Source organism: Nanobdella aerobiophila (assembly GCF_023169545.1).
Classification (GTDB): domain Archaea; phylum Nanobdellota; class Nanobdellia; order Nanobdellales; family Nanobdellaceae; genus Nanobdella; species Nanobdella aerobiophila.
The window spans coordinates 130,606-149,169 of the sequence record NZ_AP019769.1; the positions used below are offsets into that span (position 1 = coordinate 130,606).

Here is an 18,564-nt window from a genome sequence, read left to right on the forward strand (position 1 = left end):
AAATGGATAACAAAAATATGCTAATTTATTCAATAGTATTATCTTTATTAACATTTTTTTTAGGTATTATATTAGGATATATATTATATCAATTTTCATTTCAACAAAGTATACTACAAGTAAATCAAATTAATTCTTTAGTTATTTCTGCGCAATATTTAGCAGAATCGAGACAATTAGAATGTACAAATAATTATTTCTCATTTTTACAATATTTAAAGTCAGAAATCGCTCAAGTAGGTACAGAATTAACTTATTTGCAATCTAAGGAAAATCTTTACTACAATAAAGGTGAAGTACAGTATTTAAAATCTCAATATTTTAATCTAGAATATTTGCAATTTCTATTAACTAAGAAATATATAGATACTTGTAATTATAATAATTTTACATTAATATTATATTTCTATAATAATAATTACTGTTCTACAGAGTGTGATCAGGAAGGGGAGATATTATCATATTTGTATGCAAATAATGAAAAATCTCTATATATATACTCTTTTGATTCTTCATATTCAAATTACTTTATCCAATATTATGATGTAGAGTATAATATAACTTCATGGCCGTATATAGTTATAATAAAAAATAATAATACTTATGTATTTAATAAATTCGTTAATTTAACAACATTAGAAAATTATGTATAACCATTAACTTTATAAATATATACAGAACATGAAGAAGGATCTATATAATAATATATTAATGATAAATTATAATTTTCTGGATTGAAAGGATAATCTAATCCACAATTTGGTGTATAGATTATATATTGTGGATATACTCTATTAAGTAAATATGTTGTATTATACATTATATAAACTTGAGAATCTGTGTAATAAGCAACCATGGGCCATAAATAATTTGTTAATATTACTTTTGGTTTATATTGATCTAAAAATATTGATGCCCTATAAATATAATTAAGACTTGTATTGCTTAGATTTGTATTGTAATTTAATAAATATATAAATCCATAATAAAAAGATATTATTCCAGATATAGTAAATAATATAAAATATGGCATTTTGAATCCCTTTAATTTATCTATGAATAATTTAGTTAATATAATAAAGGTAGGTAGTACCATTAATAAATATCTGGGATCTTTAGATTTTACAAGAAATGTTATATAAATTAAAGATATTATTGTGTAAAAATATACTACTTTATACTTATCTTCCTTTATTCTTTGTATTAATGATAATAAATATATTCCAGAAAATATTAATAGATAATAAATCAATACTAACGGAGATTGATATATACTATACTCGTATACAACTCTTGCCTGCTGTATAAAAATATATATAGGATTATGATAGAATATTATATTATATAAGAAATATGGAATAGCAAATATTAAAGAATATATTATTATTTTTATTCTTTCCTTGTTCTTTGAGAATATTAAATATGGTATATATATTAATCCATATTCATATTTCGCTAGAACAGATAAGACAGCAAATAAAGAAGATAATAATGTATTTCTTTCTTTATTATTTTTTATATAGAAATATAATGATATAATTAAAAAAGATGTTGCTAATATATCTGGATATATTCTACTACCCCAAATTAATATTAATCCATTAATAGAATAGAATATTATTAATATATAATTTATTATATAATTTTTATCTTCAATTATCTTATATAGAAATATTGTAGATATAGAAAATATTGATATTAATAATAATTTCATGATAAAAATATTAAAACTTGTTATATATGCAATAGGTGTCAGAATCCACCACAATAATGGAAATCTGTAATATTCAAAATATGGTGTATTAAATAATACATGTTTTATATTATCTAAATATGCGTATTCGTCCCAAAATAATATTTTAGGTGAAGTAATTAATACGATTAATTGTGGTAAGAATGATATAATAAATACAAATATAATATTTTTTAGCTTTTCTTTGTTCATAAAATAATTTATAAGATAAATCTTAAAATATTTATTATGAAATTAGAAAAGCCTGAAATACACTATAATGCCCTTGATGTTATGGTAAATCAGATTGTTGGAATGACTTTAGAATATAATGATGTAGATATAGATCTTGTATGGAATACAATAAAAAGGTCTTATCTATATAAAGATTTAAAATATGAAGATCTTATTGATGTATTAAATTTCTTAGATTCTATAAGGATTATAAAATATGATAAAGAAAATAAAAAAATATTAAAAGCGGGTAAGGGACTATTTTATTATATTGAAAATCTATCTATGATACCGGATGAAAAATCTTATGACGTTATAGATATTACAACAGGACAGAAGATAGGTATATTGCATCAAGAATTTGTTGCAAAACATGGGTCTTTAAATACGATATTTATTCTTAGAGGTTTACCATGGAAAATAGAAAAAATAGATAAGAAAAGAATATTAGTATCATTACAAAATGATTTTGAATCTGCGATACCGTCTTGGGAAGGAGAAGAATTACCAGTACCATTTGAAATAGCTAGAGAAGGGCAAGAAATAAAAAAGGAATTATTAACAATGGATGAATTAAAAAATCAGGAATTATATTTTTATCCAGATAAAAATAATATATATATAGAACAATATAAAGATTGGTTTATCATACATTCTCCATTTGGAAATAAAGTAAATGATTCTATATCTAGATTATTATCAGAAATTATATCAGAAAAATATGGTATTGTTGTAGGTATAAAAGTAGATCCATATAGAATATTATTGAAGGCTGGTTACTTAAAGAAAAAAGATATAAAGAATATATTTGAGAATGTGAATCCTCAAGAAATAGATAAAATATTAGAGAAAGCTATTGTAAATACAGATTTATTTTTATATAAATTTGCGCAAGTTGCTAAAAGATTTGGTGTTATACGGAAAGATGCAGATTATTCTAGGTCAACATTAAGAAGAATATCAGAACATGTATTAGATACACCTGTATATAGAGAAACAATAAATGATATATTTATAGAAAAATTAGATGTAAAAAATACAAGATTAGTTTTTGAAAAAATATCTAAAGGAGAGATAAAGGTAAATGTTGTTGATAAGAAAACCTTATCTCCTTTAGGTATAACAGGTTTAGAAGAATATGTTTCGGATGTACTAATATCAGATAAATGGAAGGAAATAATGAGATTAGTTAAAGAGAGGATATTAGATGCAGAATTAACTTTAGTATGTATGGCATGTAAATCACAGTATAAAGTTAAGGTTAAGGATTATAAAGAATTTAAATGTAAAAAATGTAAAGGGACGTATTTCGGTGTTGCCAAAAATGATAGAGATATAAAAGACGAAAAGAAATTGAATATAACTGCAGAATTGTTAAAGAATTATGGTAAAAAGTTTTTATTTATATATGGGGCCAGAGGAATAAGTTATTTATCAGCGAAATTCTTAGTGAAGAAAGAGTTTAAAGATGAAGATCAATTACTTATGGAAATAATAGAATTTGAAAAGAGGGGAATGAAGTTTGCCAAAAGGAGATAATATTTATAAAATATTCTAAATACCCTTTATTATGAATATATCAAAAAACATTCAAGAGTCTTTTAATTTATATAAGAATAATATAATGACGAGCATTGCTTTAGGATTCCTTCTTTTCTTAATAAACTTATTAAATTCTATACCAATAATAGGTACATTTATATATTCATATTTATATCCAAGAATATTAAAATATTATTATGAGAAATTAACTAAAGAAAAATTAGATTCAAAACTAAATATATCCTTTATATCCATATTTATTCCAAATTTATTAATAGGTATAGAGGTAATATTTTCTTTATTATTTATAATTTTCAAAAATTATGTATTTTTATATATAGCATTTTTATTAATTGTTGCAGGTATCATATTATATGTACTATCTTTATATACAATTTTTGGTTCTATATTAGGAAAGGTTGATAAATATAAATTTTATATTAAAAATTCATTTTCTATCTTTGTAAATCTTTTGGTTATAGGTATAATATTGTTTTCAATATATATCTTAATAGCAATTTTATCATATTTTATATCATTACTATTGGCAATTATATTGGATATAGGATTTTCTATATTAATCTTATTACCTTTATTAAATGTAGTTTTGATTACAAGTACTAAAAATTTATAATAAATTAAATAGATATATTTTTTATGAACTTTGTAAATAATTTAAAGGCATCTTTTTTGTTATATAAAAGAAATATATTATTTGGATTCTTATATGGTATAATTAAATCTTTATTATATATTATATTTTCTATACCAATAATAGGTACATTTATATATTCATATTTATATCCAAGAATATTAAAATATTATTATGAAAAATTAACTAAAGAAAAACTAGATTCAAAACTAAATATATCCTTTATATCTATATTTATTCCATCAATAATACAAAATATATTGATATTTAGTTCTATATTTATATCTTCATATTTCTATTTATCTATATTATCTCTTGACTATTTAAATAATAAGTTAGTATATATAAACAGTCCATTAAATTTATCCTTTTATAACTTTATATTACCTGTAGTAGTATCCTTTATAATATTTTATGGAATTACATATATAATGTATATATTTTCTATGAATTCTTTCTATGGTTCAATATTGGGGAAAGTGAATAAATATAATTTAGAAATAAATAATTCTTCTAAAATATTTTTTAATATACTTACATTATTTTTGATATCTATGTTTATATTATTTTTCTTATCTTCAATAATAATTCTTAATAAATATCTAATATTAATACCAATATTAATATTTATATTGTTAATAGTGCCTTTATTGGATATTATTGGTTTAGTATCTTTTGATAGTAAATAATTATCTATTAGTGGTAATCAATTTTAATCAATATAACAAAATTTTATAAATATTGTTGATATATCATTATTTCATGGAAAAGCATTCGAAAGGTAAGAATAGATATAAGTCTTTTATGATGAGAGGTAAGACAATATCAGCTATAGGAGCAATGGCAGCATTAGGACTGGCAATATATTCGCAATCTGGACAACCAACAATAGGTCAATTAGCACAAGCAATGAAAGCACAACCATCTGCATGGACAGTAGTAGTAGGAGCAAATGCAAAGGCATCTGATGTTGTAGGAGCTTCTAATATAGTTGCAGCATTAGAGACCTTCACATCTGTACCAACAAATATGACAACAAATCAATCTAATTTACAAGTACAAATACAAGGAACAATTCCTGTAATACAAAATTCATATCCATTATATTATCCATCAGAACCATTATACTTGGGATATAATTTAAATAGTGTAGTAAATGTATTATCTGTAGGTTCAGGTACATTCCAAACAAATTACAATGGACAACAAACTACATATCAATATAATGCATATGTATATCCATCAAATCAATATTCTATACAATATATAGAACCAACACCAGGACAAAGTCAACCAGTTGTATCATTAGCAGCAACTGGTCCAACAGCAAGTCCAATTTCATTAAACTTAACATTCTCACCATCCTTAAACTTAACTCAATTAACACAATCTCCACAAGCAATTAATATATTTAATACAACATATTATATGGTCCCAGCATCCAATGGTCAATATATTAACTTTGTTCCAGCTGCAGATGTAGTAACATTAAATGTAAATCAATCAACAACCTTTAATGGTGTACAGATAACATTACAAGGTGTAACAGCACAATACTCTGCAGGTTCTACAACTTCAACTGGTGTACCATCAGCAGTATTAAATATAAATGGTCGAACTGTAACTGTACAAGTAGGTTCACAAGAATATGTAGATGGAATTAATGTATTAGTTGTAAATGTATATGGTCCATTATCAAATGAAGTTACTACAACACAACAAGGTTATGTAGAGTTAGTATTGGGTAATTCTGGATATCAATTACCAATAACTTCAACACCAGCAAATGTACAAACATCAAGTGGACAAGTATTAAATAATGTACAAGTACAGATGACATATACAACATCTGGAAATGGTTATTTGATATCAGATATAGCATTCTTATTCCCACAATTGCCAGAGATTGGAACTTCAGGATATTATGGATTAACAAACGGAGCAGTATATCAATTACCATTATTTAATTATGAATTAACATTCCCATCTGTTACATTACCAGCAAAGAATTCTGATTTAATACAAGTGCAATCTTCATTAGTAACTCAAGGCAGTAATAGCTATGCAAATCAATTTACATTATCATATCCAGATGCATTATCAGGTAAGACATATACATTAAGTATATATAATAATGATCCTTCATCACCATCTAACGGTGTGTTACAAGCATTCCAGCAAGGATATGTACAGAGTTTAAAAGAATATACTAATTCATTGACAACAAGTACTACATCTACATATCAATCTGCTGCATTAACACCAACAGTAGGAACAGTTATATCCATTACTAATACTAGTTCTGTTACATCTTATTATTATATTGCAAATGTATCATCAAGTAATGTTATTTTAGTAGGTTTACAAACAGGACAAGTTTATAATGTAAATTCTGGGGGTGCAACATTAAGTGATGGTGTAAGTGTAAAATATAGTGGCGGTACATTAACATTTAATTCACCAAATGGTCAATACTTTACTAGTCAAACATTTACTGCAGGTACTAATTATAATTATCCATATTATGCAGGTCAATTAACACCAGGAAGTCAAACAAGTGCATTTGTATTATATCCAGGACAATACTTCGCAGTATATAATCCAACAACACAAACGTCAGAAATATTCTATTTACAAGATGTGACTACAGGAACAAATAATGTACCACAAGCTACAATAGAAGATGTAATAACAGGACAAACATATACAGTAAGTCAAGGAAATCCAATAGTTGTAGATAATGGTATATCTTTAGATCCAATAATAATAAATACACAAGTACCATATGTTATATTGCAGGGAAGTGGAACTATATCAATGAATAGGTTAGTATTAACATCAATGGGTACAAGTCCACAATCAACACCAATGATAAGTATAACAGGTTTGGGTACACCAACGGTAAATATAGGAGTTCAAGATACGTACCCCGGATATACATTAGTAAATGGATCAACACTAGGTACATCTGTTAGCCTAACATTAGGTGTAACTGGAGGTTTAGCAAATCCAACATTTGACTATACAAACCCAACTTCAACATCTGTAACATCCGGATCTACAACAACAACATATTATTTAGATAAAGCAGGAACATATAGCGTATATACATCATCAACAGGAGCACAAACATTATCACTATATGTACCAATGGTACCTGTATCATATGCAGTATCTATAGCTCCAGTAGGCTCACAGTCGCAACAAGAATCTGTAAATGTAGGTATAGGACAAATAATACCAGGAACATCATTAACAGTTGAAGGAGTAACAGGAGCGTCATCAACAACAACAACTTACTCAGCACCACAAGCATTAATAGGAAATGTAATATTAACAAGTCAGGTAAATGCAAATAATATGAATAATATGGTATTAGTAGGCGGTCCAGCAGTAAATACATTAACAGCACAAGCAGTTATAAATTGGGTATCATCTGAAAATTCAACATTAGGATCAGAATTGCAATCATTGGCATCTTCACAAGGTGGATTAATATATGGTTCACAATTAGCACCAGTATTACAACAATTAGGAATAACATTTGAACCAGGAACAGCATTAGTATTCACATCAACATTAGCACCAAATTCATTGGTAATATTTGGATGGTATGGTAATGATACAACAGAAGCAACACAAGTATTTGCAAACTATCTAGTTAGTGGTGTAGATTCATCAGTATTTAATAATGCAACATTAGTATGGATAAATGATCAGCAAACATCTGTATCCGGTCAACCAACAGTACAAGCAATACAATAAAAGCTTTTTTCTTTTATGATTTTTTATGGATGATGATGTAAAAGAGATTGTTTTTGATTTTTTATTATTAGTATTTTCATTATTTATCTTAATTTTTGGATATTGGTTATCTTTATTATAAATATATAAAGATTTTAGATAAAAATTATTGATGGATATTAATATAGATAATCTGGATTTTTTAAGGAAAATTTTAAAACAGGATTTAAGATTAGATAATAGGAATTTATTGGAATATAGAAAAATAAATAAAATAGATAATTATACAATAAATGCTGAAGGATCTTGTTATCTAGAATTAGGAAATACAAAAGTTTTATCCGGAGTAAAATTAGAGATATCTGAACCATATGAAGATAAGGAAGGTATTTTTATAAATAATGTAGAATTTTCTCAAGTTTCTGATTCAAATGTAGATCCGGCTTCAGAAGAAGTTATAGAATTTTCTAGAGTTGTAGATAGAGTAATTAGAGAATCTGGGTTTATAGATACAAAAAAATTAGTAATAGATGATAAAAATGTTTGGACTATATATTTAGATACTTATGTATTGAATAATGATGGCAATATAATAGATGCAGCAGTATTATCATCAATATTAGCATTAAGAAATACAAGATTTCCAAAATTAGAAAAAGAAAATGACAAATACATTATAAATTATAAAGAAAAAACAGATAAAAGATTACCATTAAATGAAAATAAAATTCCAATTATGGTAACATTCGCTAAGATAGATAATAAGTTTATATTAGATCCAAATAAATATGAAGAGGAGGCTGCAGATTTTATAATACATATAGGATTAACAGATAATATAAATGCGCTACAAACTAGGAAATCCGGCTCTATATCTTTAGAAGAATTTGATTATTTATTGAATAAGGCTAAAGATTTTAAAGAATATTTAATAAGAAAATACTATGAGTAATAATTCAAGATTCGCGATAGCTAGGTTAATAGGTGCAAGGGCATTACAAATATCTATGGGGGCTCCGATAATGGTTAAATTATCTAAAGAAGATTTAGAAAGAATAAATTATAATCCTGTAAAAATTGCAATGATAGAATATGAAAAAGGAGTATTACCATTAAGAGCATCTTTTAAAGAAAAATTATAGTTTAAATAAAAAATACTTTTCAGGTAAATTAACACCTTTTTTATTAAATTTTTTTAATGTACTATATTTTTTTTTAATTTTCTTTAAAGTATCTTTTTCTTGTTTATCTTCTTTTGATAATTTATGATATATTTTATTTAGATTATTTATATATACTTTTTCTTTTTTATCTTCCGGATCATTATACTGGTTTAATTGCTTTAATAACATTTTTAAATATTTTATCATATTTTCTATATCTTTTTCTTCATATTCGATATTTTTCTCAGATTGAATAATGTCTCTTTCCAATATATTTAGTTCATTTATCATTCTTGGATCTTGTTTCTTTAATTCTACATTATATCTTTTCATTTCTGATTTTATTCTATCTTTATATTTTTTTATCATTTCAAATTGCTGCCTTATTTGTCTAAATCTATTAGATAGTTGTAGATTAAGTTTCTTGTAATATTGTATTTTTTTAGGATTGATTTTTATATTCCTGCTTCCCTTTTTAAAAATCTTTGGTATATTTATTCTCATATTTAGTTCTAACCCCATTTTTAAATATAAATTTTTGGGACCGCGGGGATTCGAACCCCGGACCACTGCCTAGTCAGGGCAGCATCATAGCCACTAGACTACGGTCCCTATCAAAAATAATTTAATATATTATTTTAAAATCTTTATATTTCTGATCTTTTATTTCTATTTCATCTATTTTGTCCACTCTAGCTCTTTCAGGCCCCCTCTTACACAATTCAATTATATTATATATATCCATTTGATTTCCTTCAAATACAGCTTCTACAGTTCCATCTGGATTATTTTTTACATATCCTTTTATATTATATCTTAATGCATTTCTATATATAAAATTTCTAAATCCAACTCCCTGTACTTTTCCATATATTATAACCTTCTTTGCCATAAATTTTATTTATAGAAAAGTTTTAATTCGATAATTTTTGTTTAAACTTTTTTTATTATTTAAAAATTACTTTAAGATTGATTTTATTATATAATATTTAAAAGTTTTACTTTATAATAATAGAAATCATGGAAAGTCGGAATGTATAATTTTATGATGAAAGAAACATATATAAAAGATATTTTAAAAGAAGATTTAGTTGGAAAGGAAGTTTCTATAAAAGGTTGGGTTTATAGAATGAGAGATATGAAGGATAAGGTATTTTTCGTAATAAGAGATCCTACAGGCATAATACAAGCAGTTGTAAAAAAAGATAATGTTAATGAGAATATATGGAATGATGCCCTAAAGTTTCAAATTGAGGGATCTCTAGAATTGAAAGGAATATTAAAAAAAGATGAGAGGGCACCTACTGGGTACGAAATAGAAGTAAAGGATATAAAAGTATATGATTATGGGCAACCATTTCCATTAAAGGGAGATGAAGAGATAGATACTATACAAAAATATAGACATTTATGGATAAGAACAAAGTGGTTTGTAGATATATTAAAAGTAAAACACAGTTTGTTAAAAAATTTAAGAGAGTGGTATATAAATGATGGATGGTATGAGGTGCAACCACCAATCTTAGTTGGTAATGCGGCAGAAAATACGACAGAATTATTTGAAGTAAAATACTTTGATCAAAAAGCTTATTTATCGCAATCTGCACAATTATATTTAGAAGCATTGATATTTTCTCTGGGGAAAGTATATTCTTTAACACCATCGTTTAGAGCAGAATTTTCTAGAACGAAAAGACATTTACATGAATATTGGCATTTTGAAATTGAGGCTGCTTGGTATCATTTAGAAGATCTAATAAAAGCAGTAGAAGAATCATTAAAATATTCTATAGAAAAGACAATAGAAGAGAGAAAATCAGAATTTGAAGATTTAAAAAGTATAACTGGTAGAGATATTAAAGAATTAAAAGATTTTGTGGAAAAACCATGGAAAATATTAAAATATGAAGATGGAATTAAAAAATTAAAAGATTTAGGCATAAATATAAGATACGGAGACGATCTGGGATCTGATGAGGAAAGAATATTAACTCAGCAATTTGATGTACCAATATTCTTGACATATTATCCAAGAGAAGTAAAAGCATTTTATATGTATGAGAATGGTGATGGAACAGTAAAAAATTTTGATCTATTAGCACCGGAAGGATATGGAGAAATTATTGGTGGATCTGAAAGAGAATGGAGATATAATATTTTGGATCAAAAAATAAAAGAGTGGAAATTAGATTCATTAAAGATAGAAGTTGGCAATGAAGAAATTGATGCATATGAATGGTATAAAGATTTAAGAAGATATGGTTCAGTACCACATTCAGGGATGGGACTCGGTCTAGAAAGATTTACAAGATGGATATGCAAAATGGATCATATAAGAGATACCTTGGCATTCCCAAGATTAAGAGGAGGCTGGCTATATCCATAAGTTTTTAAATATTCTTTATATTTTTATTATATATGGGTAGCTATTCAAAAGATGAACTGAAGATATATATTGATATAGATGTTGTAAAAGGAAAGGAATTAAATGAACTTTTAGAATATATACTTAATAGTTATAAACCATTAGATGAAGTAAATAAAAGTTTATTTAATCAGTTTAATAAATATAAAGGTTCTGTAGATTATATCGTAGAGAATATTAATAGGCTAGAGGTAACTGCAGGTATCTATAAATTAGAGTGTAGTAAGCTTTTTAGAGATCATTCATTAGACTATTATAAGTGCTATTTTAAAGTTAGTGGAGGGAAAACTCTCGATTCAAAATGGATAAAAGCAGGTTCTTTATCTTCGCTGTTAGAAACATATATTAAGGAACTGAAATCTATTTATAACCAGTAAATATCTCTATAAATATATTTTTTATATTATTTTCTTTCAACATCCTAAGCATAGATATAGAAAAGTTGGTGGATCCACATATATAGAAATCATAAGAATCTAGATTATTAATATATTTTTTTAATAATTCCATGTTTATATGGCTGTTTTCATAGTTATCTACCTTTTCTCTTGTTATAGTTAATATCAGATCTATCTTTGATTTTTTTAGTTCATCTAAATATACTGCATCTTTAAAATATTTTACAGAATAGAATAATTTTATATTATAATCTAAATTGTTTTTTACAATATATCTTATATCTGATAAAAATGGTGCAATACCTATCCCGCCTGCAATCATTACTATATTTTTATTCTTTTTTAATGATAGATTACCGCCATATGGACCTTCAATATATACAAGATCTCCTTCTTTTAAATTTCTCATATTTTTCTTGTAATCACTCTCAGATAAAGTAGAAATTATAGATATACAATTATCAGTAGGTATGGAAATTATAGAAAATTCCCTAAGTTCATTATTTATATATAACCTTATGAACTGTCCCGGTATAAAGTCTATTACCTTTTCGAATCCCAATTCTATAATATTATCATTTAGTAATTTTTTGTATATTACTTTAGCCTCTTTCATAAAAATTCTATATTTTATAAAAGCTTTATATTTTTTATAGAAGGATTGGAATATATGCAAAGACTTTTGAGAATTACATTAGTATAGACACCTTTTCAGCATTTTCTAGAGTAATATTAAATTTAACATTTATATAGAGAACTTTACTACTGTTTTAAATGTAAATAATTTTTTATTATATAATTTTTATTGATATTTTAGTTTATATCTTTATATAGTGATTATTAAATATATAGAAATTTATAAAAAATGTTTACTGTGATGTACAAAAATTAATATTTTTGTACACTATATTATGTGAACATAACTGAAATACTGATACTGATAAGACAAAAGAATGAATTAAATTATATTTATTCACAAGAATTATTAGATAGAGAATATCATATTGATATAAATACAGATATTATAAAAGTAATAACTGGCATTAGAAGATCTGGTAAAAGTACTTTAGCATTATTATCATTAAAAGATAAAAATTTTGGATATATAAATTTTGATGAAAGAGAGCTATTAAATTTTAATTTAACAGATATAGAAAATCTTATTTTTTGATGGAATACATATCCTAGATGCCCCGGGGTTCTGCTTTGGAGGTTGAAAAGGTATGTGGTAATAATATAGATGATGGAAACAATTTATATCCTGTTTTTTAAGATTATATAATTATTTGAAAGATTTTCCTGCTATTAAAATAAACTATAGATCAGAAAGTGTATTTAATAAATATAATATCAGGTTATTGTTCGGTTTTAAATATAATGGTTCTAATATTTATTAACTTTAATTATATCATATAAATATTTTAATTATATATTTTTTTTAGGATCGATAAATATCAATGTGCTAATTTTTATATCCATTGTTTCTACATAGTATTATTAGAATAAATCCTTTTTTCAATGCCAAATTAAATAATATCTTTGGATTAAACTCTTTAATAGTAAAATTCCTTATAAAATTATAATTTATAAATATCTTTGGATTATAAATCCAGATCATTTATAAATAGTTATTGAATACAATTCTATATAGGTATACTAAAAGATATAACTTATGATTATGTAAATTCATCAAAATATATAAAAGAAATAAAAAGGAATATAGAAATAAAAGAATCCTTAGATATAATCGCATTAATAGGACCTAGAAGAGTAGGAAAGACAACAATTATGCTAAAAAAAAAAGAATTATTAGAAAATGATGAACAGGCTATTTATGTTTCTTTCGATAATCTATATTTATTCAATTTAGATATAAGGAAATTTGCCTAGATGATAAGATCTGAATATCCAGAAGGAAAAGTATATTTATTTTTAGATGAGATTCAAGAGTGGAAGAATTGGGATTATAATATAAGGTGGTTGCATGATGTAAAGGACTTTTTCCTATATATATCCGGGTCTTCTTCTACTCTTCAGTCTTCTGAAATTCCAACAAAATTAAGGGGAAGATATATTTCAAAAATTATTTTTCCAATATCCTTTAAAGAACTTATAAATTTTGAAGTAGAAGATTTTAGGCATATTGGAAAGATATACAATTTATTAGAAGAATATATAAGATGGGGAGGATTTCCGGAACTAATATTATATAAAGATATTGAGAAATTAAATTCTTTATTAGAAACAGTATTTTATAGAGATATAATTGAAAGAAATAAAATAAGAAATATTGATGTATTCAGGATAATATCTAGATTTATTTTATCTAATTATTCAAATACTTTTACATATAATTCATTAAAAAATTATTTGAGGTCTTTTAATATAAATATAGATGTAAAAACAATAATAAAGTACATTGAGGCTATGAGAAAATATTTTTTATTATTTACTTTAGAGAGGTTTTCATACTCAGAAAAGAAAAAGTTGATTTCTCCCAAAAAAATATATTTAATTGATACTTCTTTTACAAGTATATTTAATCAAGGAGAAGATATCGGAAGAAAAATGGAAAATATTGTTTTTATTGAGCTATTAAGAAGAGAAAATTATTTACCAGAAGAAAATATTTTAATAGAAGTAACTTATAGTATAGATAAAGAACATGAGAAAAAAGTATTGAGTGCTATGTATGAATTAAAATGTAAAAATAGTATAATAATTACTTGGGATTATGAGGATAATAAAACAATAAACAATTTAAATATTAAATTTATTCCTTTATGGAAATGGCTACTAAATTTATGAGTATATTTAAGCTATGAAAATAATAAAAATAACCAGATAGGCAATAAAATTTATTTTTAGTTATAGTGAATTTTATTCCATCAAAATCCTTTAATATACTTATAATTCATTTCTAAAATTTCCAGGCTGTTCATTATAATTATTTTACTCTTATATATAATACAAAACTATAATATAATTAATTTGATCCGTATATGGAAGGGAGATTCATTAAATTAATCCTATTGGGATTAAAAAATTCATAAAAATTGTTCCTTTAAGACACAATTTATATAACTTTTAATTAAATAATATATTATGATCGAAGATTATCTAATAGGTGTAAAAAGAGAAATTAATGAATTAAATATATATCCTAGAGAATTAGAAATAGATGTTGAATACCCTATTGCAATTATAGGTCCAAGAAGATCTGGTAAAAGTTTTTATTTATACTATTTAATAAAAAAATTAAATTTAAAAGAAGATGATTATTTATTTGTAAATTTCGAAGAATACGAAATAAAAAATGTAAATTTTTTAGATATAATAAATAAACATATAGAAATATATAAGAAAGAACCTAAATACATTTTTTTAGATGAAATACAAAATTTAAATAATTGGCAGGATTTTTTATATTCATTAGTAGAGAGGAAAAAATATAAAATAATTATAACAGGTTCTTCATCAAAATTATTATCGAAAGAAGTTGCAACAAATTTAAGGGGTAGATTCATTAGTAAAATATTATTACCATTATCATTTAGAGAATATTTATCATTCAAAAAAGTAAATATAATAAGACCTTTATACGATAAAGAAATATCAAAAATTAAAGGATATTTATATGATTATTTAAAAAATGGGGGATTTCCCGATATTATATTAGAGAAAGTTAATAAAAAAGAATTTATAAAGGAATATATAGATATATTATTATATAAAGATTTTATTGAAAGATATAAAATTGAAAATATTGAAGTTGCAAGATTTTTGTTATACGCATTAATCCAATCTAATAGTAAAATTTTATCAGTAAATAAAATTTATAATCAATTAAAGCAAATAACTAGAGTCAGTAATAAAACAGTAAGGAAATATATTTATTTATTTCCTGAAACTTTATCCATATTTTTATTAAAAAAATTTTCTTATTCTATTAAGAAAACATACTTGTCGCAACCAAAGATATATTTATCAGATATATCTTTAGATCAAGAAGAGAATGGTATTGGTAGAAAAATGGAAAATATAGTATTCTTAGAGTTTATTAGACAAAATTTAATTGATAATATTTATTACTTTCATACAAATGAGGGATATGAAATAGACTTTTTAATTAAAGAAGGAAATAATATAAAACAATTAATACAAGTATCATATATTAATAATTATGATGAAATAGATAAAAGAGAAATAAGATCATTATTAAAAGGATATAATTTATTTAATAAACCAGAATTATTAATTATAACTTGGGATTATGAGGACACAAAAATTATAGATAATGTAAATATTAAATTTATACCTTTATATAAGTGGTTATTAAATATATAATAATTTTGATAAATTTAATATCTCTAAAGCTCATATTGAAATAAAAAATTATGAGAATTGAATCAAAAAACTTTTTTGAACAAGCTATGACTTGAAAAAATTCACCAAAAGTTATCGCTATATTAGGTATATAATAAAGAAGCAATAGAGTTAAAAGAATGGATAAAAGAGTAATTGAGATAAAAGATAAAATTAAAGAAAAACTAGAAGATTTCTAATCATGTATGTTTATAAATGAAAGGTTTCTTATGCTGTAAAAGAAGATATAGAGATATTATAAATTCTCTTTAAACTCTTTTGCAGTTTCTTCAGGAATTGAAGATATTATATATTCTAGGTGTCCGATTTCCATATATCCTATATCAAATAAAGGCCTTTGTAATAATCTAATTATAGGGAAGGTTCTAGAGTCTTTTAGATATGTAGTATCAAATATAACCATATTAAAGTTTTCATATAATCTTTCATAAGTTACTAAAATATTATATAATTCTTCAATAAACTTTTCTAGATTATTTTCTGATAAGAAGTATATACCAAATGATTCTAAGTAGCCTAATAATTCATTATTTCTAAATGGTGCAAAAGAAGCCCATAATTTTATTATATCATCCATAATTATTCTTTGATTTAGTTTTTTTTCAAAATTAAAATAATCCTCTATAAAAAATTTTTTATATTTTTCAAAATATTTCTGAGATTTATTTAGATAGGTTTTAAAATAATTTGTTGGTTCCTTTTCCAATAATATTTGTAGATGTAAATGTTCTTGTGATGCACCTGCTGAAAATCCTTTATTCATATTTATAAATATATATTTATATTCCTTTTCCGGTACTTTTTCATAAAATTCTTTTATTAATAGAAAAGAATTATATAGATCTAGTTTATTCAATTTTGCTATATTTTTTATATGTTTTTTGTAATTTGGTACCAGTACAGCATGATATCTACCATATGGATATTTATTAGAAAATAATATTGAATCTCCTAAACTAATTTTTTCCATAAATTCAAAATCCGGGGTATTCTTATATGGATCGCAAAAATAACAGATATTATTTTTTTTACTTATATTTTTATAATTTCTAGGTTTATATTTTATAGATTTATTTATTCTAATTTTATAATTTGTAATAGGATCATATCTTTCTTCTATTATATATCTTTCAATATTGTTATTAAAAAAATTTCTTGATTCATATTCATAGCTTATTAATTTTAAATCCTCGTTAAATACTTCTTCCATATATTGCTAATACATTTAAATATTTATAATTTCTTTTATTTTATTATCTAGATTTTTATTATTTAAATCATCATATAAATATATTTCAAAATTTTATATTATCTTTCTGATATATTTCTATAGTATATTTTCCATCTGAACAAAGAGGTATTTTAAGTTCTGATATATAAATAGGTAATTTAAAATATTCTATAGGCTTTGTTAAATACTCTTTATCATTAGATGCTTATTTTATGTATTTAAAATTATTTTTTTACACATAGATAAGTATAATTATTTTAAAATATATGTATCTACTTTATCTAATTTTTTAGCAAAATTTAATCTTATATGATATTTTTTAATAAAATGATCTAATACTACTCATTATCAAGTACTAAAAAAGTATCTATTAATTTTATTTATATAATCTTTAATTCTTTTAGATGATCTTTATGCCTTTTTAATGTTGTATTTATTAAATTTAATCTTTCATGTATTCCCCTTAGATCTTTATTATTTCTTATATCTATATTTCCAGATTTTGCTCTTTGAACAAAATCTTGTAGTATATATAAACTTTCATTTAGATATTTGTCGAATATTTCAACATCTTGTTTTAATCTAGGATCATCAATTCTTCTTAATAATTCAAAATATTCTCTTAATATTTTTAAATCTTCTTCCTCTAATTTTTTATCCTTCATTATTAACTTTACAATTATTGCAGGTTCTCTCTTTGAATTATCTTTCTTCATCTCTTTATTTATCTGCTCATAAATTTCATCTATCCTTTTTATTGAGTTTTCTATTTTTTTATATTCTTCTTTTATCTTTAAACTTGTAGCATCTCTCTTCTTATTAAAGAATGATACCATATATTTCTATAAGTTCTTTGTTATATATAAATTAAATCTTGATCTATAGTATTAATGGTTATTTAATAATCTAGTATTGTTGAGATCATATCCTATAATGCTGTTTATATCTACCGATAAATAGTTTATAAACTTTGAGGTTTGAGCTAAATAGAGTATTAGATAATATAAGTCCTTCAATAAATATCATCCATTTTTTATTTTTAGGTAAAAATTTATAT

At 23.7% G+C, this 18,564-nt stretch carries 19 protein-coding genes and 1 tRNA gene; 13 read left to right on the forward strand and 7 right to left on the reverse strand.

All coding sequences use genetic code 11. The annotated features are described in order from the left end of the window. The first annotated feature begins 2 nt into the window (after positions 1-2). Positions 3-653 carry a hypothetical protein gene (locus MJ2HA_RS00775; RefSeq protein ID WP_258393368.1) on the forward strand — a complete coding sequence of 217 codons (651 nt, stop codon included), beginning with the start codon at positions 3-5 and terminating at the stop codon, positions 651-653. On the opposite strand, the gene MJ2HA_RS00780 is transcribed toward MJ2HA_RS00775, so the two are convergent. After that, positions 644-1,945, reverse strand: coding sequence for a glycosyltransferase family protein (locus MJ2HA_RS00780; RefSeq protein ID WP_258393369.1), 1,302 nt, complete (start codon positions 1,943-1,945; stop codon positions 644-646). The two genes, MJ2HA_RS00775 and MJ2HA_RS00780, sit on opposite strands and share 10 nt — an antisense overlap. Positions 1,946-1,981: 36 nt before the next feature. Between MJ2HA_RS00780 and MJ2HA_RS00785 the strand changes: the two genes are divergently transcribed. From MJ2HA_RS00785 to MJ2HA_RS00810, 6 genes are all read left to right on the forward strand, one after another. Further along, positions 1,982-3,505 carry a DEAD/DEAH box helicase family protein gene (locus tag MJ2HA_RS00785; protein ID WP_258393370.1) on the forward strand — a complete coding sequence of 508 codons (1,524 nt, stop codon included), beginning with the start codon at positions 1,982-1,984 and terminating at the stop codon, positions 3,503-3,505. 31 nt (positions 3,506-3,536) lie between these two features. Then, positions 3,537-4,142 (forward strand): hypothetical protein, encoded by a 606-nt coding sequence (locus MJ2HA_RS00790; protein WP_258393371.1) that lies wholly within the window; start codon positions 3,537-3,539, stop codon positions 4,140-4,142. 23 nt (positions 4,143-4,165) lie between these two features. Continuing rightward, positions 4,166-4,849, forward strand: a complete 684-nt coding sequence (locus tag MJ2HA_RS00795) for a hypothetical protein (protein WP_258393372.1) — start codon at positions 4,166-4,168, stop codon at positions 4,847-4,849. Between the two features lie 73 nt (positions 4,850-4,922). Continuing rightward, a complete protein-coding gene (locus tag MJ2HA_RS00800; protein WP_258393373.1) occupies positions 4,923-7,925 on the forward strand; it encodes a hypothetical protein in 3,003 nt (1,000 codons plus the stop codon). Between the two features lie 151 nt (positions 7,926-8,076). After that, positions 8,077-8,856, forward strand: coding sequence for an exosome complex component Rrp42 (locus tag MJ2HA_RS00805; RefSeq protein WP_258393374.1), 780 nt, complete (start codon positions 8,077-8,079; stop codon positions 8,854-8,856). Then, a complete protein-coding gene (locus MJ2HA_RS00810) occupies positions 8,849-9,046 on the forward strand; it encodes a DNA-directed RNA polymerase subunit K (RefSeq protein WP_258393375.1) in 198 nt (65 codons plus the stop codon). The genes MJ2HA_RS00805 and MJ2HA_RS00810 overlap by 8 nt, the downstream gene beginning before the upstream one ends. Here the strand turns inward: MJ2HA_RS00810 and MJ2HA_RS00815 are convergent. From MJ2HA_RS00815 to MJ2HA_RS00825, 3 genes are all read right to left on the reverse strand, one after another. Then, complete coding sequence (locus MJ2HA_RS00815; RefSeq protein WP_258393376.1) at positions 9,041-9,571, reverse strand: hypothetical protein; 531 nt, start codon at positions 9,569-9,571, stop codon at positions 9,041-9,043. The genes MJ2HA_RS00810 and MJ2HA_RS00815 overlap by 6 nt on opposite strands. 35 nt (positions 9,572-9,606) lie before the next feature. Next, a tRNA-Val gene (locus MJ2HA_RS00820) sits at positions 9,607-9,679 on the reverse strand. Between the two features lie 13 nt (positions 9,680-9,692). After that, a complete protein-coding gene (locus MJ2HA_RS00825; RefSeq protein WP_258393377.1) occupies positions 9,693-9,959 on the reverse strand; it encodes an acylphosphatase in 267 nt (88 codons plus the stop codon). A gap of 153 nt (positions 9,960-10,112) precedes the next feature. Here MJ2HA_RS00825 and asnS point away from each other — a divergent pair, with 153 nt between their 5' ends. Both asnS and MJ2HA_RS00835 read left to right on the forward strand, forming a co-directional pair. Then, positions 10,113-11,453, forward strand: a complete 1,341-nt coding sequence (gene asnS, locus MJ2HA_RS00830) for an asparagine--tRNA ligase (protein WP_258393378.1) — start codon at positions 10,113-10,115, stop codon at positions 11,451-11,453. A gap of 32 nt (positions 11,454-11,485) precedes the next feature. Continuing rightward, a complete protein-coding gene (locus MJ2HA_RS00835) occupies positions 11,486-11,869 on the forward strand; it encodes a hypothetical protein (RefSeq protein ID WP_258393379.1) in 384 nt (127 codons plus the stop codon). Here the strand turns inward: MJ2HA_RS00835 and MJ2HA_RS00840 are convergent. Continuing rightward, positions 11,853-12,506 carry an FAD-dependent oxidoreductase gene (locus MJ2HA_RS00840; RefSeq protein ID WP_258393380.1) on the reverse strand — a complete coding sequence of 218 codons (654 nt, stop codon included), beginning with the start codon at positions 12,504-12,506 and terminating at the stop codon, positions 11,853-11,855. The genes MJ2HA_RS00835 and MJ2HA_RS00840 overlap by 17 nt on opposite strands. 297 nt (positions 12,507-12,803) lie before the next feature. Between MJ2HA_RS00840 and MJ2HA_RS00845 the strand changes: the two genes are divergently transcribed. From MJ2HA_RS00845 to MJ2HA_RS00860, 4 genes are all read left to right on the forward strand, one after another. Continuing rightward, positions 12,804-13,061: an AAA family ATPase gene (locus MJ2HA_RS00845; protein WP_258393381.1), complete on the forward strand. Its 258-nt coding sequence runs from the start codon at positions 12,804-12,806 to the stop codon at positions 13,059-13,061. 584 nt (positions 13,062-13,645) lie between these two features. Next, the gene (locus tag MJ2HA_RS00850; protein WP_258393581.1) at positions 13,646-13,780 is read left to right on the forward strand and encodes an AAA family ATPase; all 135 of its coding nucleotides are present in this window, start codon (positions 13,646-13,648) and stop codon (positions 13,778-13,780) included. Beyond that, on the forward strand, positions 13,781-14,698 hold the full coding sequence (locus MJ2HA_RS00855) for an ATP-binding protein (protein WP_258393382.1): 918 nt from the start codon (positions 13,781-13,783) through the stop codon (positions 14,696-14,698). 297 nt (positions 14,699-14,995) lie between these two features. After that, positions 14,996-16,237, forward strand: coding sequence for an ATP-binding protein (locus MJ2HA_RS00860; RefSeq protein ID WP_258393383.1), 1,242 nt, complete (start codon positions 14,996-14,998; stop codon positions 16,235-16,237). 274 nt (positions 16,238-16,511) lie between these two features. Here the strand turns inward: MJ2HA_RS00860 and MJ2HA_RS00865 are convergent, their stop codons facing one another. Beyond that, a complete protein-coding gene (locus MJ2HA_RS00865; RefSeq protein WP_258393384.1) occupies positions 16,512-17,486 on the reverse strand; it encodes a hypothetical protein in 975 nt (324 codons plus the stop codon). A gap of 401 nt (positions 17,487-17,887) precedes the next feature. Continuing rightward, entirely contained in the window at positions 17,888-18,343 is a 456-nt protein-coding gene (locus MJ2HA_RS00870) for a hypothetical protein (protein WP_258393385.1), read from the reverse strand. Positions 18,344-18,564 lie beyond the last annotated feature (221 nt).